The sequence below is a fragment of the Candidatus Sulfotelmatobacter sp. genome (assembly GCA_036500765.1).
In the GTDB taxonomy this organism is placed as follows: domain Bacteria; phylum Acidobacteriota; class Terriglobia; order Terriglobales; family Acidobacteriaceae; genus Sulfotelmatobacter.
Genome location: DASYBM010000004.1, coordinates 108754 through 130107 on the forward strand (window position 1 = coordinate 108754; position 21354 = coordinate 130107).

At 57.6% G+C, this 21354-nt stretch carries 23 protein-coding genes; 1 reads left to right on the forward strand and 22 read right to left on the reverse strand.

What is annotated here, in order from left to right; genetic code table 11:
• Positions 1-124: 124 nt before the first annotated feature.
• The 22 genes from VGM18_03215 to VGM18_03320 form a co-directional block, all read right to left on the reverse strand.
• On the reverse strand, positions 125-427 hold the full coding sequence (locus VGM18_03215; GenBank protein HEY3971984.1) for an ATP synthase F0 subunit C: 303 nt from the start codon (positions 425-427) through the stop codon (positions 125-127).
• A gap of 197 nt (positions 428-624) precedes the next feature.
• Positions 625-1383: a F0F1 ATP synthase subunit A gene (gene atpB / locus VGM18_03220; protein HEY3971985.1), complete on the reverse strand. Its 759-nt coding sequence runs from the start codon at positions 1381-1383 to the stop codon at positions 625-627.
• Positions 1384-1445: 62 nt separating this feature from the next.
• Positions 1446-1901: an ATP synthase subunit I gene (locus tag VGM18_03225; GenBank protein HEY3971986.1), complete on the reverse strand. Its 456-nt coding sequence runs from the start codon at positions 1899-1901 to the stop codon at positions 1446-1448.
• Positions 1902-2028: 127 nt separating this feature from the next.
• Positions 2029-2265, reverse strand: coding sequence for an AtpZ/AtpI family protein (locus VGM18_03230; GenBank protein HEY3971987.1), 237 nt, complete (start codon positions 2263-2265; stop codon positions 2029-2031).
• Positions 2266-2421: 156 nt separating this feature from the next.
• Positions 2422-3927, reverse strand: a complete 1506-nt coding sequence (locus VGM18_03235) for an NADH-quinone oxidoreductase subunit N (GenBank protein HEY3971988.1) — start codon at positions 3925-3927, stop codon at positions 2422-2424.
• Positions 3928-5607, reverse strand: coding sequence for an NADH-quinone oxidoreductase subunit M (locus VGM18_03240; GenBank protein ID HEY3971989.1), 1680 nt, complete (start codon positions 5605-5607; stop codon positions 3928-3930).
• A gap of 94 nt (positions 5608-5701) precedes the next feature.
• A complete protein-coding gene (gene nuoL, locus VGM18_03245) occupies positions 5702-7834 on the reverse strand; it encodes an NADH-quinone oxidoreductase subunit L (GenBank protein ID HEY3971990.1) in 2133 nt (710 codons plus the stop codon).
• 84 nt (positions 7835-7918) lie between these two features.
• A complete protein-coding gene (gene nuoK, locus VGM18_03250; protein ID HEY3971991.1) occupies positions 7919-8245 on the reverse strand; it encodes an NADH-quinone oxidoreductase subunit NuoK in 327 nt (108 codons plus the stop codon).
• Between the two features lie 105 nt (positions 8246-8350).
• Entirely contained in the window at positions 8351-8899 is a 549-nt protein-coding gene (locus VGM18_03255; protein HEY3971992.1) for an NADH-quinone oxidoreductase subunit J, read from the reverse strand.
• Positions 8896-10236, reverse strand: a complete 1341-nt coding sequence (gene nuoH, locus VGM18_03260; protein ID HEY3971993.1) for an NADH-quinone oxidoreductase subunit NuoH — start codon at positions 10234-10236, stop codon at positions 8896-8898. The genes VGM18_03255 and nuoH overlap by 4 nt, the downstream gene beginning before the upstream one ends.
• Positions 10236-11387: an NADH-quinone oxidoreductase subunit D gene (locus VGM18_03265; protein ID HEY3971994.1), complete on the reverse strand. Its 1152-nt coding sequence runs from the start codon at positions 11385-11387 to the stop codon at positions 10236-10238. The genes nuoH and VGM18_03265 overlap by 1 nt, the downstream gene beginning before the upstream one ends.
• Positions 11388-11570: 183 nt before the next feature.
• Entirely contained in the window at positions 11571-12380 is an 810-nt protein-coding gene (locus VGM18_03270) for an NADH-quinone oxidoreductase subunit C (protein HEY3971995.1), read from the reverse strand.
• Positions 12381-12601: 221 nt separating this feature from the next.
• A complete protein-coding gene (locus tag VGM18_03275) occupies positions 12602-12937 on the reverse strand; it encodes a PH domain-containing protein (GenBank protein ID HEY3971996.1) in 336 nt (111 codons plus the stop codon).
• A 78-nt stretch (positions 12938-13015) separates the two neighbouring features.
• Complete coding sequence (locus VGM18_03280; protein ID HEY3971997.1) at positions 13016-13372, reverse strand: NADH-quinone oxidoreductase subunit A; 357 nt, start codon at positions 13370-13372, stop codon at positions 13016-13018.
• Positions 13373-13542: 170 nt separating this feature from the next.
• On the reverse strand, positions 13543-15855 hold the full coding sequence (locus tag VGM18_03285) for a molybdopterin cofactor-binding domain-containing protein (GenBank protein ID HEY3971998.1): 2313 nt from the start codon (positions 15853-15855) through the stop codon (positions 13543-13545).
• Positions 15852-16307: a (2Fe-2S)-binding protein gene (locus VGM18_03290; GenBank protein ID HEY3971999.1), complete on the reverse strand. Its 456-nt coding sequence runs from the start codon at positions 16305-16307 to the stop codon at positions 15852-15854. The genes VGM18_03285 and VGM18_03290 overlap by 4 nt, the downstream gene beginning before the upstream one ends.
• Positions 16308-16368: 61 nt before the next feature.
• A complete protein-coding gene (locus tag VGM18_03295) occupies positions 16369-16764 on the reverse strand; it encodes a hypothetical protein (protein HEY3972000.1) in 396 nt (131 codons plus the stop codon).
• Between the two features lie 10 nt (positions 16765-16774).
• On the reverse strand, positions 16775-17095 hold the full coding sequence (locus VGM18_03300) for a hypothetical protein (GenBank protein ID HEY3972001.1): 321 nt from the start codon (positions 17093-17095) through the stop codon (positions 16775-16777).
• Positions 17096-17125: 30 nt separating this feature from the next.
• Complete coding sequence (locus VGM18_03305; protein HEY3972002.1) at positions 17126-17413, reverse strand: hypothetical protein; 288 nt, start codon at positions 17411-17413, stop codon at positions 17126-17128.
• Between the two features lie 75 nt (positions 17414-17488).
• On the reverse strand, positions 17489-18661 hold the full coding sequence (locus VGM18_03310; protein ID HEY3972003.1) for a Gfo/Idh/MocA family oxidoreductase: 1173 nt from the start codon (positions 18659-18661) through the stop codon (positions 17489-17491).
• Between the two features lie 110 nt (positions 18662-18771).
• Complete coding sequence (locus tag VGM18_03315) at positions 18772-19020, reverse strand: hypothetical protein (protein ID HEY3972004.1); 249 nt, start codon at positions 19018-19020, stop codon at positions 18772-18774.
• A 63-nt stretch (positions 19021-19083) separates the two neighbouring features.
• Positions 19084-19521, reverse strand: a complete 438-nt coding sequence (locus VGM18_03320; GenBank protein HEY3972005.1) for an NIPSNAP family protein — start codon at positions 19519-19521, stop codon at positions 19084-19086.
• A gap of 156 nt (positions 19522-19677) precedes the next feature.
• Here VGM18_03320 and lysS point away from each other — a divergent pair, with 156 nt between their 5' ends.
• A complete protein-coding gene (lysS, locus tag VGM18_03325) occupies positions 19678-21231 on the forward strand; it encodes a lysine--tRNA ligase (protein HEY3972006.1) in 1554 nt (517 codons plus the stop codon).
• Positions 21232-21354: the final 123 nt, after the last annotated feature.

Here is a 21354-nt window from a genome sequence, read left to right on the forward strand (position 1 = left end):
CTTAGCTTCAAAACAAAAAAAGCCTCTGCACGAACGCAGAGGCTTTGGTTTTTTGGGTCGAAATCTAAGAGCTAAGAGCTGAACGCTGAAAGCTGAACGCTGAAAGCTGAAAGCTGAAAGCTGCCTACTTCACCTTCAGAAAGATAATCGCCAACGTGTAGAGCGCCAGCGATTCAATGAGCACGAGGCCCAGAATCAGTGCAAACTGAATGCCAGGGCGCGCGGCTGGGTTGCGGGCCAGGGATTCGGTGGCAGATGCCACGGCCTTGCCTTGGGCCAAGCCGCAGACGGCTGAGGCAATAGCCATTGAAAATCCGGCGGTAATGGCGATCCAGTTGGTTTCGCCACCCCCGCCGCCCTGCGCGAAGGCAGGCATGGCGAAGCAGAGTGCGGACAGATACATGAACAAACGGCTTAAGCTACGCATGGAGTTTTTTCCTCGTATTAAATTTCCGCCAGTGGGTGGTTGACGCCGTACCTTGCAGACGCCCTCACGCTTGCGGGTCAGTTCCCAGTTCTCAGTTCTCGGTTCCCAGCAAGAACCTGCCGAGTGACCGAGACCAGACAACTGCGCCCTGACTAATTCGCTATTCCTTCTACCTTCCCCGACAGCCGACAACTTTTCTAATGTTCCTCCGCCACTGCCCCCGAAACGTAAATAATCGCCAGCAGCATGAACACGTAAGCTTGCAAAACCGCAACCACGATATGGAGCCCGATGAAGATGATTGGAACGCCGATCGGAATCATGGACAAGAAAACGAGGGTGATCAGATCGCCGGCGAAAATATTGGCCCACAGACGAACGGTCAGCGACAGCAAGCGCGCGAAGTGGCTCACTAATTCGATGGGCAGCATTAGGATCGCCATGGGGATACGGGCCCAGATCGGCATGCCTTCCATGGGGGGGCCGAAAAAGTGCAAAAGATACTTCAGGCCGGAATGCTTGAATCCCTGGGCATGGTAATACACGAATGCGCAAATAGCGCAGCCCAGCGGAACGATCGAAACCCCGGTTGGCGACTCCAGGCCCGGAATTATGCCGATGAGATTGCAGACCAGAATAAAGATAAAAACGATAGCGAAAAACGCCGTGTAAGGCTCGCTGTGGTGGCCGATGATTTCGCGACTCTGGCCTAGCACGAAATCTTCGAGGGCTTCGAAGGAGTGCTGTAGACCTCCGGGGGAATCGACCGAAAGCCGCGAGCGCAGCAGCAGGAACGACGTCAGCAGGAATGCAAACACCAGCAGCTCCATCGCGAAGGAATTGGAGATGGGCTGCAGCGGATGTTTGGGCTCAATATGCAGCTGCCGCAGAAAAGACGTGACCTGACTATGAAACAGGCGATTCAGAATTTCGGTAAACCAGAGTTGTTCAGGCATGAAGGCTTTTGGCTCTTAGCTCTAGGCTTTTAGCTTTGTCGCGCCGCTTCCGGCTGTCTGCTTTAAATTCCGCGCACTACCGCTAGGTACAATTCGTACGCTGCTTCGCAGGCGATCGCGCCTACGGGCAGGAACAAGCCCGCCAACAGTCCCCTGAGGCTTGCGGGAAAACTGGTTAGTATACCGTACGCGACGGCCGCTAACAACACATAGCGGAGCAAGAACCTGGCGACGGTCCCAGCGCCTGACTGCCGTTCGCTGGTATCGGTAACCCTGTCGGCCAGGTGCGCGACGCCATTCTTGAGCCAATGGAAGTTGAGATAGGCAATGACGCATCCGAGAAAGAATCCGAGAGCCGCCGGGCGCCCGAATTTCCACCATGCCGTGGCAGAGAAGATCACGGCAAGAGCGATCATCGAATTGCGAATGCGGTCGAGCGCGCCCGCGTAGATGTCGTCACACGGGGAGTGGCCTTCGGTTTGCGCCTGCCCAAGCATCGCTGATGTGTCGCCAGACATCCTATGCTTCCTTTGTCATTCCGACTAAACCCTTGGATTGGCGGCTGCCAATCCAAGCTGCGTGGAGGGACCTGCTGTTAGCTCGCGGCTTTCGTAAACTGCGCTCGCGTTGCACGCCGGGTGGATCTTACTTCGTATCCCGCAGCACGGTTCGGATCAGTTCGATCATCCCGGCGGCAATACCCAGCAACAAACCAACGACGCTGATCCACGAGGTATGCAGCCAGCGGTCCACGCCCGAGCCCAGCAGCCAGCCAACAACGGTTCCCGCAGGCAGCATCAATGCTAGTTGGCTGTAGCGCCCCACCTGCACCCAGGGATTTTTCTTGTTGTCGGGATTCGGCTGATCGGAAGTCGGTGCCATTGCCTTCACGTTCGAACGTGACGCAAGAAACTTTTACTCCTGCAATCTCATGTAGCGACAGCCGCCTCGGGTGTCCGGCCTGGGCGGAGCCCGGCCGACCTATCACAGTTCCCACTGCATGTTACAGAGGCGACGCGACGACCTCGTCTCAGCGCGCTAGTGCCCCAGCCTGGCAACGCTCGGATTTTGCGCAATCCCCAGCGCCCAATTCACCAGTTCGATGGAACTATTCGGCAACAGCCCGATATAGAGCGTTGCGATCCCGGCTACGGCGATCCCCACGCGCATGGCGAGACTGATGGGAAGCGTCTCCTCGCCCTTCTCGGCCTTGCCCATGAACATCGCGTTAGCGATCTTCAGATAGTAGTAAAGCCCGAAAACGGAGTAGAGAACGCCCAGCGAGGCCAGTGCGTAGTGGCCGCTTTCCATCAGGCTGAGAAAGATAAAATACTTGCCCCAAAATCCGGCCAGCGGCGGAATGCCGGCCAGCGAGAGCATGAAGATCAGCATCAGCACGGCTTCGACTGGCGCGCGCGAATACAGTCCGTTAAGGTCGTCAAGTTCGTCACCAATCACGTTGCGATGGCGGAGGGCCGTGATCACCCCGAAGGCTCCAATGTTCATGAACGTGTAGACCAGCAGATAGATCAGGATGCCCTTGATGCCGTCAGGATTGAGTTGCGTCGCGGTGCCGGCGATGAGGCCGAGCAGCATGTAGCCGACGTGCGCAATCGACGAGTAAGCGAGCAGGCGCTTGGTGTTGGTCTGGGTGAGGGCGGCGAGGTTGGCGCCGGTCATGGTGGCGATGGCGACGAACACCAGCAGCGGCACCCAGATCGGCCGCATGGGCATGAGGCCGACCACGAGGATGCGCAGCAGCATGGCCCATCCCGCCGCCTTGACTGCGACCGACATGAAACCCGTGATGCTGGTGGGAGCGCCTTCATACGCGTCGGGAGCCCATTGATGAAACGGGATGGCGGCAATTTTGAAAAGCAGTCCGGTAATCGTAGTTACGAGCGCCACGATGGCGACCGGCTTGTATTGCGGGTCGTTCATGGTGTGCGCGAGTTGCTGGTTGATGACGGCCAGACTGGTGCTGCCGGATAATCCGTAGAGCAACGAAAGTCCGTAGGCAAAAATGCCGGAAGAGAATGCGCCAAGCAATAAGTATTTCAGCGCGGCTTCGTTCGATCGCCGGTCGCGGCGCAGAAAGCCGACGAGCACATAAGTGGAAATGGCCATCAACTCGAGGCCAATAAAGATAAGGACGATGTCGAAGCCCGCGGCCATGCACATCATTCCAGCCACCGAGAGCAGCATCAACGCATAATATTCGCCGTGATTTTCGTGTTCTTTTTCCAGATAAGTGGCCGACAGAAGAATGGCAATGGCGGTAGCAGCGAGAAAAAGATAAAAGAAAAAAAGGGCGAACCGGTCGACCAGCATGGTGCGCATCATGCCCAGGCTGCCGGGCGACGCGGCCATCCACAGCTGAATTTTATAAACTCCGGCCGCAGAAAACAGCACGCCCACGAATGCGGTTACCGCGTTCGCCCATTTCATCTCTTTGGGCATCATCAAATCGATCAACAGAATGCCCAGCGCGAACAGCACCAGCAGCGTGATCGGCAGCGCCAGAAGATAGTCAGTCCACTGCACTTAGTTGACCCTCTTCATTTTCGGGTCCGTTGAAACCGCTGACGATTTGCCATAGCTGTCCGCGGGTATCAAACCTGGACCGATTTTCAACGGTTCGGCAGCGGCGTTCGCCGGGACCGGAGCCGGCTGCGGATAATCCGGCCGCGCCAGCGCGATCGTATGGTTCGCGGGCTGCTCGAGAATCTGGAAGAACGGTTTGGGATAGAGCCCGATCCAGAAGGCCATAATTAAGAGCGGAACGAACGTCGCTACCTCCCGCGGCGTCAGATCGTGCAGTTTTTCATTCTTCGGATTCGTAACCGTCCCGAAGAAAACACGTTGGTAGAGCCAGAGCAGATACGCGGCCGCCAGAACCACGCCCGGCACAGCCCATGCGCCCCACTTCCAGTTTTCCATGAACGTGCCTTGCAGGATGGTGAACTCGCCGACGAAGCCGTTCAGCAGCGGCAGTCCCATCGACGACAAAAACATAATCATGGTGATCGTCGCATAGACCGGCATCACATTCGAAATGCCGCCGTATTCCGCGATCTCGCGTGTGTGCCGCCGCTCATACAGAATTCCGACAATCAAGAAGAGCGCTCCGGTCGAGATGCCGTGGTTGATCTGCTGAAGCACCGACCCGCTGATACCGATTGGCGTGAGCGCGAAAATTCCCAGCGTGCAGAATCCTAAGTGGCTGACCGATGAGTAAGCGACCAGCTTCTTCATGTCTTTTTGCATGAGCGAAACCAGCGCCCCATAGATAATCCCGACGATCGAGAGAAAAATCATCCAGCCGCGCACCGTCATGCCCAAGTGCGTAGTGGTGTCTGCGAGAACTTTGGGGAAAAAGGGAAGCGAGAAGCGGATGAAGCCATACGTCCCCATCTTCAGCAGAACGCCCGCCAGAATGACCGATCCGGCGGTCGGGGCTTCCACGTGCGCGTCCGGCAGCCACGTGTGAAACGGAAACATGGGCACTTTAATGGCGAAGGCGAAGAAGAAACTCAGGAACAGCAGAGTCGCGACATTCGGCCCGTAGTCGGAATAAATGCGCGGTGCCGTTTCATAGAGCGCCTGCAACGAGAAAGTGTAAACGTGAGTAACCGAGTAATGATGGAAGTACAGGAACAGAATGCCCAGCAGCATCAGCACCGATCCGGCCAGCGTGTACAGGAAAAACTTTATCGCGGCATAGAGCTTGCGCGGCCCGCCCCAAATGCCGATCAGCAGGTACATCGGCACCAGCATCGCTTCCCAGAAAACGAAAAAGAGGAAGAAATCGAGCGCCATGAAAACGCCCAGCATCCCGGTCTGCAAAAACAGAAACCAGATGTAGTATTCCTTGACCCGATTCTCGATGGCGGTCCACGAGGAAAGAATCGAAATCCAGCCCAGCAGCGTGGTCAGCATGATGAGCAGAAACGAAATGCCATCAATGCCCAGCACATAGCCCGCGCCGATGGAGGGGATCCAGTTGCCCGGAGCGCCCTCGACGAACTTGAACGGAGCCGGATCCTGCGCCTGCACCAGCGCCCAGAACCGGGGTACCAGCGGGAGAGAGATCAGAAACCCGCCGAGCGCGAAGACGTTCGCGATCCAGCGAATGGCGTCCTTATTCTCCTTGGGAACAAACAGGAGAACCAGCGCCCCCAGCAGCGGCGTGAAAAGAATGATGGATAGGATGTGATTCTGCATAAAAGCTTCTAGCTTCTAGCTCCTGGCTTCTAGCTATTACGCCTTGGCTTTTAGTTTTGGCTAGAAGCCAGGAGCTAGCAGCTAGAAGCTGCTTTCAGTGATACACGTAATAAAACGCAAAACCTACCAACCCCGCGGTCATGACCAGCGCATACCATTGCACCAGTCCCCACTCGAATAGCCGAGCGGGATAACTTAACATGCGCGCCAGAATCGCAGGGCCGTTTACGCCAATGCCGTCAATGATCCACTTATCCCACCAACTGGAAATTGTGGCCGTTAGGCGGGTCATCCATCCCGCGGCGTTGACGGCGCCGTCGATCACATTCGTGTCGAACCAAGCACTGGCCTCTCCTAAGCCCAATACACCGAGTCGCAGGTCTCCCATTTTGCGCCGGCCAGTGAAGAGGTAATCATAGCCTTGGTCCACGTAATATTTGTTGAGCAGCGTGTTGTACAAAGGCGGAGCGGCGGCCGCTATCGGCTCGGAATAACCTTTGTCGGCATTCCGATAGCTGCGCCACGCCATGGCCCATCCCGCTCCTGCCGCGGCGAGCGATAGTCCCATCAGGAGCCATTCCGTGCTGGTGTTTTTCTCTTCCTCTTTTTCGCCGGCTGCGAGTTGCCCGGCCTTGCCTTCTTCCGTCAGAGTCTGCGCTTCTCCGGCGAATACCGGCTCCAGAAATTTCGTGAACCGGTCGGACCCGCCCAGGCTGTGCGGCCAGCCCAGCCATCCGGCGCCGAGCGCGCAAACTGCCAGCACGACTAACGGCACGATCATCGACTTCGGCGACTCGTGAATATGATGTTCGACCTCATGGCTCATGCGCCCGTGGCCGTGAAAGGTCAGATACATCAGCCGGAACATATAAAACGACGTCATCAACGCGGTCGCATAGCCCACATACCACAAAACGCGGAATGCGCCCGCTTCGCGCGACCATGTTTCCCACAGAATCGCATCTTTCGAGAAAAATCCGGCAAAGGGAAAAATTCCCGCTATCGCCAGTGTCGCGATGAACATAGTCGCATGCGTGATGGGGATGCGCTGGTGCAGGCCGCCCATGTTGCGCATATCCTGCTCGCCGCTCATGGCGTGAATCACCGAGCCCGCGCCGAGGAAGAGCAGCGCTTTAAAGAATGCATGCGTGAAGACGTGAAAAACGCCGGCCGCAAACGCGCCCACGCCCAGCGCCAGAAACATGTAACCGAGTTGCGAAACGGTGGAGTAGGCGAGCACCCGCTTGATATCGTTTTGTACCAGCCCGATTGATGCGGCAAAGATGGCCGTCAGCGCCCCGACGATGGCGACGACCAGCATCGACTTCGGGGCAAGCACGAACAGCGCGTTCGATCGCGCGACCATGTAAACGCCCGCCGTGACCATGGTCGCCGCATGGATCAGCGCGGAAACCGGCGTAGGCCCTTCCATCGCATCAGGCAGCCAGACATAAAGCGGAAGCTGCGCCGACTTCCCGCATGCGCCCACAAACAGCAGAAGCGTGGCCGCGGTAATGATTGGGTCGCCGATTGCGAAGTGCCCGCTGCGCGCGGCGGCCGTCACATCGATGAAGCGCAATGATCCCATCAACCAGGCGATGAAGAACATGCCGAGAATAAATCCCGCATCGCCGATGCGATTGACGATGAAAGCCTTGGCGGCGGCGTCGCTGGCTGACTTGCGATGAAAATAAAATCCGATCAGCAGATACGAGCACAGCCCGACGCCTTCCCAGCCAACGAACATGAGCACATAGTTATTGGCCAGAATCAGCGTCAGCATCGAGAACATGAAGAGGTTGAGGTATCCGAAGAAGCGGTAGTACCCCTCCTCATGCGCCATGTATCCGGTGGAATAAATATGGATCAGCATCCCCACACCGGTCACGAATAGCAGCCAGATGCTGGAGAGCGGGTCGAGGAGAAATCCGGCGTCGGCCTGGAAAGGCGCCGAAGATCCGTCGGATTTTTGGAAGTTGAGATGTCCGATGTCAGTGCCGAGCCAGGTGTAGAGAATCTTTTCGTAGGGCTGATGATTGTGGGCCGGAGCCCAGTTGTTGACGTATTGCAGCACCGCGCCGCATGCCATCAGAAAGGCCAGCACGATCGTGCCCACGCAAACCGCGCTCACCGTCGACTTCTGTAGCCGGCGCCCGAAAAAAAACATCAGCGCCGCGCCGATGGCGGGGAAGAGCGGGATGAGATAAATGTGATCGAGAAATAGCATTTGAGCTTCTAGCTTCTAGCTTCTAGCTTCTAGCTCAAACCACTCGCGCGGTTCGCTAGGAGCTAGCAGCTAGAAGCTGTCTTTCTACCACTTCAATAAATTCACTTCGTCCACGTTCACCGTCTCCTTGTTACGGAAGAAGGCGATTAGGATGCCCAGTCCTACCGCAGCTTCGGCAGCGGCATCGGTAATTACGAAAATCGCGAATACCTGCCCGTGCAGCGCAGACGGCCCATGGATGCCCTGCCAGTAACGCGAAAACGCAACCAGATTCAAATTCACGGCATTCAAAATCAGCTCAATCGACATCAACACAATAACCACGTTGCGTCGCGTGAGCACACCGATCACCCCCAGCAGAAACAGGGCCGCGCCGAGCACCAGATAGTGCAGCGTCGTGATGTGGAGCATGGATTCCATAAAAGCTTCTAGCTTCTAGCTCCTGGCTTCTAGCTACTGCGCCTCGACTTCTAGTGTTTGGCTAGAAGCCAGGAGCTAGCAGCTAGAAGCTGTTTTTCAAATCCTCTTCTTCGCCATTACCACCGCCCCGATAATCGCCACCAGCAGCAGCAGGGAAGCGATTTCGAAGGCGAACATGTATTGCCCTCGATTCACATCGAACAGCAGGGTCGCGACTTGTTGCGTATTTTGCGTTTCCCCGTAAGTCAGGCGGCCTTCCGGGAAGAGCGCTTTGCCTTTCGTCGAGGCGGTATAAACGCCGATGAAAAGCCCGCCCAGAGCTGCCGCCGCAGCGATTCCGACCAGCCACTGTTTGTTGAACTGCCGCTCTTTCACCGAGCGCTCCATGTTGATCAGCATGATCACAAACAGGAACAGCACCATGATTCCGCCGGCATAAAGAATGATTTGCACGCCGGCGACGAACGGCGCATAGAGCATCAGGTAAAGTCCGGCCTGCGCCAGCAGCGCCGTGATCAACGCCATCGCCGAATGAATGGCGCTCTTCCGCGTGATCACCAGGATGCCGCCGATGATCATCGTCGCAGCCAGCAGATAAAAGAAGAATGGAGTCGCGACCGGAGGATTTGTCCCAACGGGATTCATGGGCGCACTCCTGTCAGTTGGGCCCAGAGTTCGGCCCGCATGGCGACAACCGCGGTCAGGATCAATAGCGCCAATCCGGTCGGCAGCAGAACTTTCCATCCTACTTTCATGAGTTGGTCGAAGCGATATCGCGGGAACGTGCCACGATACCAGATATACAGGTACATGAACGCGGCAACTTTGGCGCAGAACCAGAAAATGTCGCCGACCCGGTCGCGCACCGGCGGAATGAACATCGCCATCCCGATAAATCCGAGCACAACTCCAAACCCGGCCAAGCCAATGGTTTGAACCTTGAAGAGCGGATGCTTTGGCATTCGCGCGGTGTTGTAGAAGCAGATCGCGGCGAAAAGCAGGAATGTGATTCCGGGGAAGAGGGAGAAGACTAAGTCCCATGTGGGGCCGCTGAGCGCGTTGGGAAACGGCCGCAGCCATCCGCCCAGCCACAGCGTGACCGCGATGGACGAGACGGCGATCATTGCGGAATATTCTGCCAGGAAAAATAATGACCACCGGAAGCCCGAGTACTCGGTGTGGAACCCTGCGGTCAACTCGGACTCGGCCTCCGGCAGATCGAAAGGCGCGCGGTTGGTCTCGGCCACCATCGCGATCGCGAAGATAAAAAATCCGATCAGGCCGAGGGGGAAGAATTTGAAAATGTACCATTCGCCCGCCGCCTGCTGCGCCTGCACAATGCCGATCATGCTGAGAGTGCCGGTGCCCGTTTCCAGGCTCGTCATGATAATGACCGAGACCACTGCCAGTCCCATCGCGACTTCATACGAAACCATCTGCGCGCTCGAACGCAGCGCACCGATCAGCGGATAGTGAGAGTTTGAGGCCCATCCTGCGGTGACGATTCCAAGCACGCTCAACGATGAAACGCCGAGCATGAAGAGGATGCCGATGTTCATGTCGGTAATGGCGTGCTGCGGCCCGAACGGCACAACGACGAACACAGTAAACGCCGCCAGCACGACGATGAATGGCGCGATCCAGAACACCAGTTTGTCGGCTTCGGCCGGGATGATGTCTTCTTTCAGCAACAATTTGAGAGCGTCGGCAATCGGTTGCAGCAGTCCGTGCGGGCCTACGCGCATCGGCCCCAGCCGCACCTGCATGTGCGCCAGAATCTTGCGCTCCAGCCAGTTCATCGCGATCACAGCGACCGAGAGTCCGCCGAACACGAGCAGGATGTAAACCGTGGCCCAGAAGATATTGCCCGCGGCCCCAGGAGTTTTGTCGCTTGCGAGGTAGGACTGGATGTACTCGATCACGTCATGGATCGTCGGGACGTATGCAGCCAATCCGCTCGTGGTCAAGATGAATCCGGCCATTAGCGGTCTACCTCGCCCAGAACAATGTCGAGCGTGCCGATCACCGCGATCACATCAGCGACAAGTTGCCCGCGGCACATCATGTCAAGCGCCTGCAAATTTACAAAGCTCGGCGGCCGCACTCGCACGCGGTAGGGTTGAGTCGAGCCGTCGCTTACGACGAAATATCCCAGCTCGCCCTTCGGCGCTTCGATCGAGTGATAGATCTCGCCCACCGGCGGCTTCATCACCTTCGGCACCTTCGCCATGATCGGCCCCTCGGGAATGTTCTCGACTGCCTGCTCGATAATCCGCAGCGACTGCCGGAACTCCGCCATGCGCACGATGTACCGGTCGTATGTGTCGCCGTGCTCGCCCGTCGGAATATCGAATTCGAAATTCTTGTAGTTAGCGTAGGGCTGCGCTTTGCGAATGTCCCACTTCACGCCGCTCGCGCGCAGCACCGGCCCGGTTACGCCCAGCGCGATCGCGTCTTTAGCAGAAATTGTTCCCACGCCCTTGGTGCGTTCCAGCCAGATGCGGTTCGTGGTGAGCAGTTCCTCGTACTCGTCGATCTTCGGCCGCACGAACTTGACGAAGTTTCTTACTTCCTGCTCGAAGCCTTCGTAAGTTTCATATTGCAATCCGCCAATGCGAAACGCATGTGTGGTAAGCCGCGCACCGCAATACTTCTCGAAAATTTTGAGAATCTCTTCGCGGTCGCGAAATGTATAAAAGAGTGGCGTAATCGCGCCAATGTCTAGCGCGTGAGTTCCCAGCCAAAGCTGATGGCTGGCCATGCGATTCAATTCGGTCAGAATCACGCGGACGTATTGCGCCCGCGGCGGCGCTTCCACATTAAGCAGCTTTTCGACCGCCTCGCAATATCCCAGCCCGTTCGAGACCGCCGCGACGTAATCCATGCGGTCGACATAGGGATTGAACATCGTGTAGGTGCGGTTCTCGGCAATTTTCTCGACGCCGCGATGCAGATATCCGATCACGCACTCCAGCCCAAGAACCTTTTCGCCATCCAGCCGCAGAATCACACGCAACACGCCGTGCGTCGCGGGATGCTGCGGGCCCATATTGATGACCAGTTCGTTCGCATCCAGAAACGTCTTGTCCGGCGTGTCCAGGTCGAGCGGCGAGAGTGTGTTGGGGTCGGTCATTGAATCGGTCGTTGGTCGTTGGTCGTTAGTCGTTAGTCTTCGGTCGTCGGTCGTTAGTCGTCAGTTGTCGGCTCGTCCTCAATTTTCCCTCTCGCCGGCGTCATCCCGATGCCTCGCGCTTTCTCCAGCGAGGCAAGGGATCTCGTGAGCGCTATGCTGAACCGATGAGGCCATGCCGCGCGCTCATTGCCCGCTCTCAATCCCCAGGTTGATCTGCACCCATTCATTATCCTGCTGCAGAATCCCGTAATCCTTGCGCAGCGGATATCCCCTCCAGCCCTCTGGCAGCAAAATGCGTTTCAAATCCGGATGGCCGTCGAACCTGATGCCAAACATGTCGAACACTTCCCGCTCGAGCCAATTCGCCGTCGCCCAAATGGGCACGGAACTCGGCAGCGACTCGCCATCGGCAATCATCGTCTTTACGCGGATGCGCTCGTTGCGCGCGAACGAATACAGAATCCAGAGAACGTCAAACTGCCTCTCCCGCTTCGGATAATGCACCGCAGTAATATCCACGCAATAATCGAACTCTTCCTGGTTGCGCAGGATGAGCAGAATCTCAGGAATCGTCGAGCGATCGACAATCATGTAATTCTGCCCGAGATAAGTCAGAGCCTCGACACCAGAGCCATACTGTCCCTTGAGCTTCGCGACCAGCGGCGAATCCCACGGCGTGGGAACCGGAACCGCAGCTTTCGCCGCGGGAGCGGCGGGCTTCGCAGCGGAAGGGGCGCTAGGTGCGGCAGCGTTAGGTGAGGCGGTGGCTGCAGAGGTGGGCGACGAAGCGGGAATTGCGGGGGCCGCAGAAGCGGAAACCGCAGGTTTCGCAGGCGCAGCCGCCGCGGGCTTTTCGGGTGTGGATTTGGTTCCCGATTGCACCGACCCCGATGAAGCAGCTTTCACCCCGCCCGGAGTTGCGGGCTGATCCGCCGTTGGCTTCGGTTCGCCCTCCGGCGGCGGGGTCGAGGGGGATTTTGTTTCGTCCGGCATAGTCGCGAAGGCACAGACCTCCGGCGCAGCGTGCGTCGAAAAGAACGTTAACTTTTATCAGCTTGAGGGAATGAAGTCAACGACGGTGGTGGCGCCAGGAATCTCATTTACATTCCTGTCACCCTGAGCGAACTTATCGTCCGCGAAGCCAACCACAACGGAGTCGAAGGATCTCTATCGCCGCCACATTTCCTGAGTTCAAATCCCGACGGAAGACGCGTCTATCCGCGCCCCCGCACCTGGTAGGTCTCGATCAAATCGCGGATGCGTTGCGCATCCGCCTTGCGATGCCCGTGGCTGGTGATGGGATCGGTTCCCCCTGTCGATTCGATGACAATCTCCGACCAGAACACGCCCGTCTTAATATGCACCGAGGCAACTTTCGAGATCGGAATGCTTTCCTCGTTGCTTCCGAACCATCGCGACTTAGTGCGGATGACCCGCTGCGGGCTGACTACCAGCCGCGTAGGAAAGAAGAAGTTGCCCTGAGTCCAGCGCGATGCGGTAAAAGTTTCGGCGGGCGACGAATCCATCGGGTTATCGAGTGAGCTGGACATGTTCTACGCAGCGCCGATCTTAAGTAGCGCCGGCGTCCCGCCGGCTCTCGCTGGGCCGTCCCGGCCGCGCACTCCGGACTACACCCACTCCAGCGCGCCTTTCTTCCATACCCAGATGTAGCCCACGATCAGAATCGCCAGGAAGATCAGCATCTCGAGCAGGCCGAACAGACCAAACGCCTTAAACTTCACCGCCCAGGGAAACAGAAAAATTGTTTCCACATCGAACACTACAAAAAGTATGGCGATGATGTAGTAGCGGACGGTGTAGCGTCCGCGCGCGCTGTCGATGGGATCGATGCCGCATTCGTACGGCATCAGCTTGGTCTTGCTCGGATTCGACGGCCGCACCAGCTTGGCCACCAGTAACGTAATGGGCAACAGGGAGCCTACTAGGGCGATGAAGATAAAAATGGGAACGTAGTTTTGCGGCATAAATAGTTTTGCCTCTTCGACCGGCTCAACACAAATCCGTGCAGCACGCCATAGTAGCGCCGACAGCGTCACGGTTCAAGGCTGTTGCTGCACGCGACACTGCGAGAAGCTATCGTAAGCCTTGTCATCCCGAGGGACCCGCTGTTCGCTCGCCGCCGCCCCGAAGAGTCTTACGCGAATCCGTTCCGCGTCAGCGGCAACTCGCGCACCCGCTTGCCGGTCGCGGCAAAGACAGCGTTGCAGAGCGCCGGCACAAACGGTGGCACACCCGGTTCTCCCACTCCCGCCGGAGGGGCGCTGCTGTCAACAATGTGAACGTCGACTTGCCGCGGCGCGTCGTTCATGCGAGCAACCTGGTAGTCGAAGAAATTCGACTGATCGACCGCGCCGTTCGTGACCGTGATTTCTCCTGTGCGCGCGACGCTGGTGCCGAACACCGCCGCCCCTACAAACTGCGAGCGAACCATATCCGGGTTAACGACCATTCCTGCATCCACCACAGTAGTGACATGCGGAATGCGAATCGTGCCTTGATCGTCCGCTTCGACTTCGACCACGGTGGCGACGTAACTGAAGAAGCTGCGGTGCACGGCAATCCCCATGCCCGAGCCTTTGCCGAATTTCTTTTTGCCCCAGTTGGCTTTTTCGGCAGCAACTTCGGCCACATGACGCAGTCGGCCGATGTCGTATGGATATTTTTCGTTGACGGCCGGAGACCCTTTCGGTCCCGGGTCAACGTTGCGCGCCGAGCCGAGCAACATCATCAGGTAATCGTATGAATCGCGGTTGGCCGCAACCGCCAGTTCATTCGCGAACGACTGCACCGCGAAGGCGTGATAAATATTTGCGACCGAGCGCAACCAGCCAATGCGAATGTGGGCCGTGGCCGCGCCGTTTTCGGATCGGAAGTTGGGCACGTCAAAAGGAGTCAGATCCCAACCCAGTGACATTTCGCCGGCGCTGCCATAGACGTCGCTCGTGTCGAAGGTCGATCCAATCGGCGGGAAGGCCGAGCGCTGCAGCCACGCCTTCGGCTTCCCCGACTCATCGACAGCGGCCTTCAAATACATCGCCGCGACCGAGTGGTAATAGTCGAATTTGATGTCGTCTTCGCGGCTCCAGATCACTTTGACCGGCTTGCCAGTTTTCTGCGAGAGCACTGCGGCTTCGGCGGCGAAGTCAGGCTTCGATTTGCGGCCGAAACCTCCACCGAGAAAAGTCACGTGACACGTTACGTTTTCTTTCTTCAGCCCCAGCGATTTCGCAACCTGCTCCTGAAGGCCTTGCGGATCTTGCGTTGGCGCCCACACCGTGACTTTTTCCCCCTGCACATCCGCCACTGCTACTGGAGGCTCCATTGAAGCGTGCGCCAGATGCGGAGCGAAATATTCCGCCTCGATAAATTTCCCGCCCTTGGCGAATACGGCGTCGGGATCGCCAACGGTATGCACGACTTTGCCCGGCTGGCGGGCAGTTGCCTGCAATTCTTTCTTATCGTCGGCGGAATTGTAACCCGCGTTGGCGCCGTTGTCCCATTCGATCTTCAGATTCTTGCGCCCTTTAAACGCCGCAAAGGTGTTGTCAGCGATCACCGCGACGCCGCCCAGCGGCTGAAACGCATGCGGGGCTTTGAAGGGATCGATCGCAATCGTCTTCTTCACGCCGATCACTTTCATTGCGGCCGAGTCGTCGACCGACTTCACTTTTCCGCCCAGCACCGGCGGATGCGCAATCGCGGCATAAAGCATGCCATCCACGCGCACGTCCATGCCAAACAGAGGCTTGCCCGCGCAAACATCCGCGACATCGTAGCCCGGCGCCGGCTTGCCAATGTAGCGCCAGTCTTGCGGCGACTTGAACTTCAACTCCTCTTTCTTGGGCACGGGCAGCGTCGCAGCAAGAGCGGCGAGTTCGCCATATCCCAGCTTGCGCTTAGCGCTCAAGTCGGTCACGCTGTGAACGGGGTCGGCCACGCACTGCGACTCCGGAATTCCCCACTTCTGTGCCGCGGCGCGCACCAGCATCAGCCGCGCAGTCGCGCCGGCTTCTCGCAGCACATCGAAAAATTCTCGCACCGAATGCGACCCATCCGTATCCTGCGATCCGTAAGCGGCATTGCCATCGCCCTGTACGACGGTCACTCGGTTCCAGTCCGCATCGAGTTCATCGGCCAGAATTCTCGGCAGGCTGGTGCGCACGCCATTCCCCATCTCCGACCGGTGCGCGACGATGTACACCGCGCCGTCGGTATGAATCCCAACGAAAACGCTGGGATGGAACGGGGATGCTCCGATGGTGTCCGCGGCGCCTGGCAACAAAGATGTTGCCCCACTTCTTGCCGCCTTTGCGAGAAGCGGGAATTTTCCCACGCACAGTACAAACGCGCTCGCCCCCAGCACACCCTGCAAAAATCCCCGGCGGCTGACGTTCTCAATCGTAACTTCGGTGGCGATTGTTTCCACCGCGATCGTCTGCGTAATCATGCCATCTCCTTCGCCGCGGCATGAATCGCCGCCCGGATGCGCTGGTACGTTCCGCAGCGGCAGATGTTGCCCGCCATCCCGTCATCGATATCATCGTCCGTTGGCTTCGGTTTCGACGACAGCAGCGACACCGCCTGCATGATTTGTCCCGGCTGGCAATATCCGCATTGCGGCACGTTCACCTCGGCCCAGGCTTTTTGCACCGCGTGCGGTCCGTTCGCCGAGATCGCTTCGATCGTCGTGATCTCCAGGCCCGCCGCTGTTCCCATCTGCTTTTGGCACGAACGAATCGCCTTGCCGTTTTGCAGAACCGTGCACGCGCCGCAGAGGCCCATGCCGCATCCAAATTTTGTTCCGGTGAGTCCGAGCACGTCGCGCAGGTACCACAGCAGCGGCATTTCCGGATCGCCGTCAAAAGTCTGCTCGCGTCCGTTCACCTTGAAGTGAACCATAGGAAACTCCCTTGTGGTGCATCTCGAAATGTATGCCGATATTTTACCGCCGATGAGGCATTCAGCAACACTTGTCGGGGAGGATGAATACGGCGCGTGCCAGGTCCGATTTCAGGGTGGCTTCGTTGTAGTAGCGGCTCAAGATTCCGTCTTTCCACACCAGCAAGTCGGAGTTGCTCGCAATGAAGTCCTCCCACTCGTTGGCGCCGCAACGTACGATACGCTCGCGGATCAGAAAGAAATACGCATGCGTGATCGTCTCGTGGTAGAGCTGCGCCTTGCCCAGAGCCGCAGCGTACCGCTTCAATGCAGCCGTGAATCTCTCCAGCGCTTCCAGCGGCGCATATCGACTAAGATACGCGAAAGCCAGACGCACGTGATCTGAGTGATGAAACAAATCTTCCGGAACGCTGTCAGCTTCGAACCGCTGAATAAGTTCCTCATTGGTCATGGACATTAACCAGTTTTTACTTGCCCACGGCAATCGCGAAAGCCGCCGCCGCATAGATGACCAGGTTCCCGATGTTGTACATCCCGTGCAGCAGATGAATCAGAATCGCGAACACAAATACGGCCAGCAACAGCCACGCGCCCCGCACAGTCGTTTTCGGAATCAGCAGCAGGATGCATCCCGCGATCTCGCCGAATCCCAGCACCATCCGGATGAACCCAGGCATGTGGGTTGCGGCGAATGCATGCGCCGCGCCAGGCATTACGAACAGCACTGCTTCAATCAGGATCACGATGCCAAGCGACCATTGCAGAACCGTCAGACCGCACTTTTTCACGATGTCTCCCTTATTGCTTAGTGCGCTTGCTTACTTACTGCGCTTGCGCGGCGATTTGGCCTTGATCTCTTTCAGTCGGTGGCTGGCGCTGGAATCCAGATCCAGACCGTAGAACTTCTTCAGATCGCGAATCTTCTCCAAAGACGCGGCACCGAACGGTGTTTTCCCGTCGAACGCATGCAGCACGATCCCTTCCAGCACGTCACCCAGCGTCATGTCGTGATATTCGGCGAAACCTTTCAGCACTTTGAGAATCCGCTTCTCCATGCGTACGCCGGTCTGCACGCGCTCGACGAGGAGCCTGGCGTCGTCGCTCATGTGTACCAATGTACCATGGTACCAACTCGGAAACAAGATCCCGGATTGTCTGGGAAGACTGTCTTGGAAAAACCCTCAGGCCTTTGCTGGCCCCACGTACTGCCCGCCGTGTTGGTGCGCCAGATTGCCGATGTGGCCTGCCCGGGCCGCCGCGACCCCGGTTTCTACTGGCGCGTTCGGTTCTTTGCGCGACTTGATGCATTCAAAGAAATTTTCCATGTGCGAGATAGTCCCGTCGCGAAAGCTGTGCGCTGTGAGGACTGGGTTCTGCCCTTCCTCCAGACGTTCGCGATAAACGGCGAAGCCGCTGCGATTGATCTTCAGAGTCGCGTCCGTGCCGCGAAATTCCAGTCCGCCGTCATCGATGGACGAGTTCATCATGCCCTCATACACCACATCGAAGCCGGGATAGCGAAACGCAGCCTGCACCGTATCCGGACAATCCCACTCTTCGAAAATATATTTGTCGCCCAGCATGAAACCCTGGCGGGGTTGGTCCGACTTCATCGCCCAATGCACGACATCGATCCAGTGCGTAAACAGGTCGGTCATGGCTCCGCCGCCAAAATTCCAGAACCAGCGCCAGTGACTGAATTTTTCGTCGCTGAAAGGCTGATCGGGAGCGGAGCCGAGCCAACGTTTCCAATCCAGCGCGCCCTGGTCGATCGGCTTCGCCGGCCGGTTGCGATGATAGTTCTGCCACCAATACGTCCGCACCTGGACGACGCGGCCAATGCTGCCTGCCTGAATCATCTCTACTGCATCGCGAAAATGGCTCCAACTACGCTGCTGCATGCCGCATTGCAGAATCTGTTTGCTCGAACGCACTGCGCGCGTCAGTACCGGGCCTTCTTCCAGCGAGTGCGTGACGGGTTTTTCCAGATAAACATCTTTGCCTGCCTTCAATGCGTCCAGCGCCATGGGCACGTGCCAGTGGTCGGGCGATGCAATGATCACGGCATCAATATCTTTGTCATCGAGCACTTCGCGATAATCAAGATGCGTAGTCGCCTGAACACCGCTTAGCTGGGCAGTGGACCGCTTCTGAAATGCGTCGCAGTTCGGACCATACACGTCGCTGATCGCGACCAGTTGATAGGGCCCCGCCTTGTCCGCGGCATCGAGCAAGCCGTCCATGCGATGGCCGGCTCCGATGATTCCGATGCGAAGAGTGTCGTTCGCTCCGAAGGCGCGAGTTGAGGCGAGCGCGGTAAGTCCACTGGCAACCAGGAAAGTGCGGCGATTCATCGTCACGAGAAGGCCCTCCAATCTCTTTGTGCGGATGATGGTATCAGTCGATTCCGGAGATAGCACCACAACAACTCGTGGGGAAGACGTTTTTCCAGGCAGAGGCCGCGTCACTTTGCCGGCGAGGCCTTGTTGAAGTCTGGCTTCGGCGGACTGCATGCCGCCTCAAACCATCGGCTGATATAGACCTCGGCATGTCCTTCACCGCAATAATGCCGCGCCCCCGGCGCGTTGGCTGCTTCCGTACTCCACCGGTGCACAGTAAGGTCGGAATCTCCGCACCGAATCACGAACCAATGGACGGGGTCGCTGGTCACGATGCCACAGACTTCACACCGGAATTCCCGCAAAGTTGTCATAAGTTTATTTTCGGATTTGTTTTGTAAGTCCACGTGCGGCATTATGCCTCATCCCCTTGCAGTTCACACCGCCGGAGAGAAATCGGTCAGCGCCATGTAAGTGGAATCCACTTTATCGACCAGCTTTCCGTTCACCTCGGATTGGTCGCGCACTTTCTGCCATTCGGCATCGTCGCCAAATGCCTTCCAATTGCTGGCCGCGGCCTCGCGGCTGGGATGAGCGAGAACGTAGATCAGTGTCTTGCCCTTCAACGGTTCATCGAGAGGCGTCCAATACGCCACGTTTCTCATCCCGTGTTTCTCGAACAGACGCGTAGTGTGCTCCCGAAAGCGTTTCAGCAGGTCGTCGAGCTTGCCTTCGTTTGCGTGGTAAACGCGAAGCTCATACACCGTTGCCGCCGAAGACGCAGGTTCGGATTTCCCGGGCCTCGCCTCTGCCCGGACCGCCGCCGGAACAAGCGCCATCATCGGCAATGCTTGCAGCAAAGTTCTTCTATCCATGCTCGCCTCCTGAATTCATGGCAATAGCGAATGCAAACATAACAGCACGTAGCGCCGGCATACCGCCGGCTGCCCCGGGAGCGTCTCACTCCTGTAGCGTCCAGCGGCAGCCCCATTGTTTATAATCTCCCTTCCATCTTCAATCAAAGGACGATCTTGTCACTCGACGACAAAATTTACGAATTGCGCCGCGAAAAATTGAAACAGATTGAGGCGCTCGGCCAGGCCACGTACCGCAGCAAGTACGAATTCACTCATACGCTCGATCAGATCCTGGCCGACTACTCGGCGAAGTCCGGCGAGGAACTGGAAGCGTCGCGCGTCAATGTGCGCGTTGCCGGACGCATCATGGCCATTCGACTCATGGGCAAGGCCGGATTCGCGCATCTCCAGCAGGGTGGCAAGCGCCTGCAAATTTATGTGAAAAAAGACGCGGTCGGCGAACAGGGATTCGAGCTTTATAAACTGCTCGACCTCGGCGATCATATCGGCGTCAGCGGATATCTGTTTCGCACGCGCACCGGCGAACTCAGCGTCCATGTCGAAGAGATCACATTCCTCAGCAAAGACCTGCTGCCGCTGCCGGAGAAATGGCATGGGCTGACCGACGTTGAGTTGCGCTACCGCCAGCGCTACGTCGATATGGTGATGAATCCCGAGGTGCGCGAAGTTTTTCTGAAGCGCACAAAGTTGGTGCAGTCGATGCGCCGCACGCTCGATGCCCACGGATTCGTCGAAGTCGAAACCCCGATGATGCAGCCCATCGCCGGCGGCGCGGTCGCGCGCCCGTTCGTCACGCATCACAACACGCTCGACATGGATCTGTATCTTCGCATCGCCCCCGAGCTTTACTTGAAGCGCCTGGTGGTAGGCGGACTCGATCGCGTCTACGAAATCAACCGCAACTTTCGCAATGAGGGGCTGGGATGGCGCTGGAATCCAGAGTTCACCATGCTCGAGTTTTATCAGGCGTATACCGACTATCAGGGCGTAATGGATTTGACCCAGGAAATCATCACGCAAGCGGCGAAAGACGTGACCGGTGGGACAAAAACAAAATGGGGCGAGCAGGAGATTGATTGGTCGAACTGGAAACGTATGACCATGCGCGAGGCGATAATTCAATATTGGCCGCAGGCTGCCGGCGCGAAGCCGGAGATAAGCGACTTCGCCAGCAGCGAAGGCGTGAAAAAGCTCGTCGAACGCTTCAACTCCGCTCACGCACACATGGCGTATGAAGCGAATGCTCCCGCAGGGAAGAACATCGCAGCGCTGTTCGAGGCAGCGGCGGAGGAACATTTAACGCAGCCGACGATCATTTACGAATACCCCACGGCGATCTCTCCGCTCTCGAAGCAAAAGCCCGACGAACCTGACTGGACCGAGCGCTGGGAGATCTTCGCCGGCTCCATGGAGATCTCCAACGGCTTCAGCGAACTCAACGATCCCGAAGATCAGCGACGCAGATTCGAAGCGCAACTACAGGAACGCGCGCGCGGCGACGAGGAAGCCCACCAGATGGACGAAGACTACATCCGCGCTCTCGCCTATGGTATGCCGCCGGCCGGGGGCGTCGGCGTCGGTGTAGACCGGCTCTGCATGCTCCTCACCGACTCGCATACTATCCGCGACGTCATCTTGTTCCCACTACTGCGCCCGGAAAAAAGCTCAACCACAGAGGGCACGGAGAGCACGGAGGATCCGAAATAAGGAAAGCGGGGAGGGCACGACTTCAGTCGTGCGTCACGCTCGCAAAGTAATCCGGGCTCCAGCCCTCGGCCGATGACTTGAGGAATATTAACTTCTCGGTACCTGACAATGCACTGTTTTAGG

Excerpts from the sequence above, each read along its gene's own strand:
- VGM18_03215 (HEY3971984.1), bottom strand. The coding sequence starts at position 427 with ATGCGTAGCTTAAGCCGTTTGTTCATGTATCTGTCCGCACTCTGCTTC.
- atpB (HEY3971985.1), bottom strand. The coding sequence starts at position 1,383 with ATGCCTGAACAACTCTGGTTTACCGAAATTCTGAATCGCCTGTTTCAT.
- VGM18_03225 (HEY3971986.1), bottom strand. The coding sequence starts at position 1,901 with ATGTCTGGCGACACATCAGCGATGCTTGGGCAGGCGCAAACCGAAGGC.
- VGM18_03230 (HEY3971987.1), bottom strand. The coding sequence starts at position 2,265 with ATGGCACCGACTTCCGATCAGCCGAATCCCGACAACAAGAAAAATCCC.
- VGM18_03240 (HEY3971989.1), bottom strand. The coding sequence starts at position 5,607 with ATGCAGAATCACATCCTATCCATCATTCTTTTCACGCCGCTGCTGGGG.
- nuoL (HEY3971990.1), bottom strand. The coding sequence starts at position 7,834 with ATGCTATTTCTCGATCACATTTATCTCATCCCGCTCTTCCCCGCCATC.
- nuoK (HEY3971991.1), bottom strand. The coding sequence starts at position 8,245 with ATGCTCCACATCACGACGCTGCACTATCTGGTGCTCGGCGCGGCCCTG.
- VGM18_03255 (HEY3971992.1), bottom strand. The coding sequence starts at position 8,899 with ATGAATCCCGTTGGGACAAATCCTCCGGTCGCGACTCCATTCTTCTTT.
- nuoH (HEY3971993.1), bottom strand. The coding sequence starts at position 10,236 with ATGGCCGGATTCATCTTGACCACGAGCGGATTGGCTGCATACGTCCCG.
- VGM18_03265 (HEY3971994.1), bottom strand. The coding sequence starts at position 11,387 with ATGACCGACCCCAACACACTCTCGCCGCTCGACCTGGACACGCCGGAC.
- VGM18_03270 (HEY3971995.1), bottom strand. The coding sequence starts at position 12,380 with ATGCCGGACGAAACAAAATCCCCCTCGACCCCGCCGCCGGAGGGCGAA.
- VGM18_03275 (HEY3971996.1), bottom strand. The coding sequence starts at position 12,937 with ATGTCCAGCTCACTCGATAACCCGATGGATTCGTCGCCCGCCGAAACT.
- VGM18_03280 (HEY3971997.1), bottom strand. The coding sequence starts at position 13,372 with ATGCCGCAAAACTACGTTCCCATTTTTATCTTCATCGCCCTAGTAGGC.
- VGM18_03285 (HEY3971998.1), bottom strand. The coding sequence starts at position 15,855 with ATGATTACGCAGACGATCGCGGTGGAAACAATCGCCACCGAAGTTACG.
- VGM18_03290 (HEY3971999.1), bottom strand. The coding sequence starts at position 16,307 with ATGGTTCACTTCAAGGTGAACGGACGCGAGCAGACTTTTGACGGCGAT.
- VGM18_03295 (HEY3972000.1), bottom strand. The coding sequence starts at position 16,764 with ATGTCCATGACCAATGAGGAACTTATTCAGCGGTTCGAAGCTGACAGC.
- VGM18_03305 (HEY3972002.1), bottom strand. The coding sequence starts at position 17,413 with ATGAGCGACGACGCCAGGCTCCTCGTCGAGCGCGTGCAGACCGGCGTA.
- VGM18_03310 (HEY3972003.1), bottom strand. The coding sequence starts at position 18,661 with ATGAATCGCCGCACTTTCCTGGTTGCCAGTGGACTTACCGCGCTCGCC.
- VGM18_03315 (HEY3972004.1), bottom strand. The coding sequence starts at position 19,020 with ATGACAACTTTGCGGGAATTCCGGTGTGAAGTCTGTGGCATCGTGACC.
- VGM18_03320 (HEY3972005.1), bottom strand. The coding sequence starts at position 19,521 with ATGGATAGAAGAACTTTGCTGCAAGCATTGCCGATGATGGCGCTTGTT.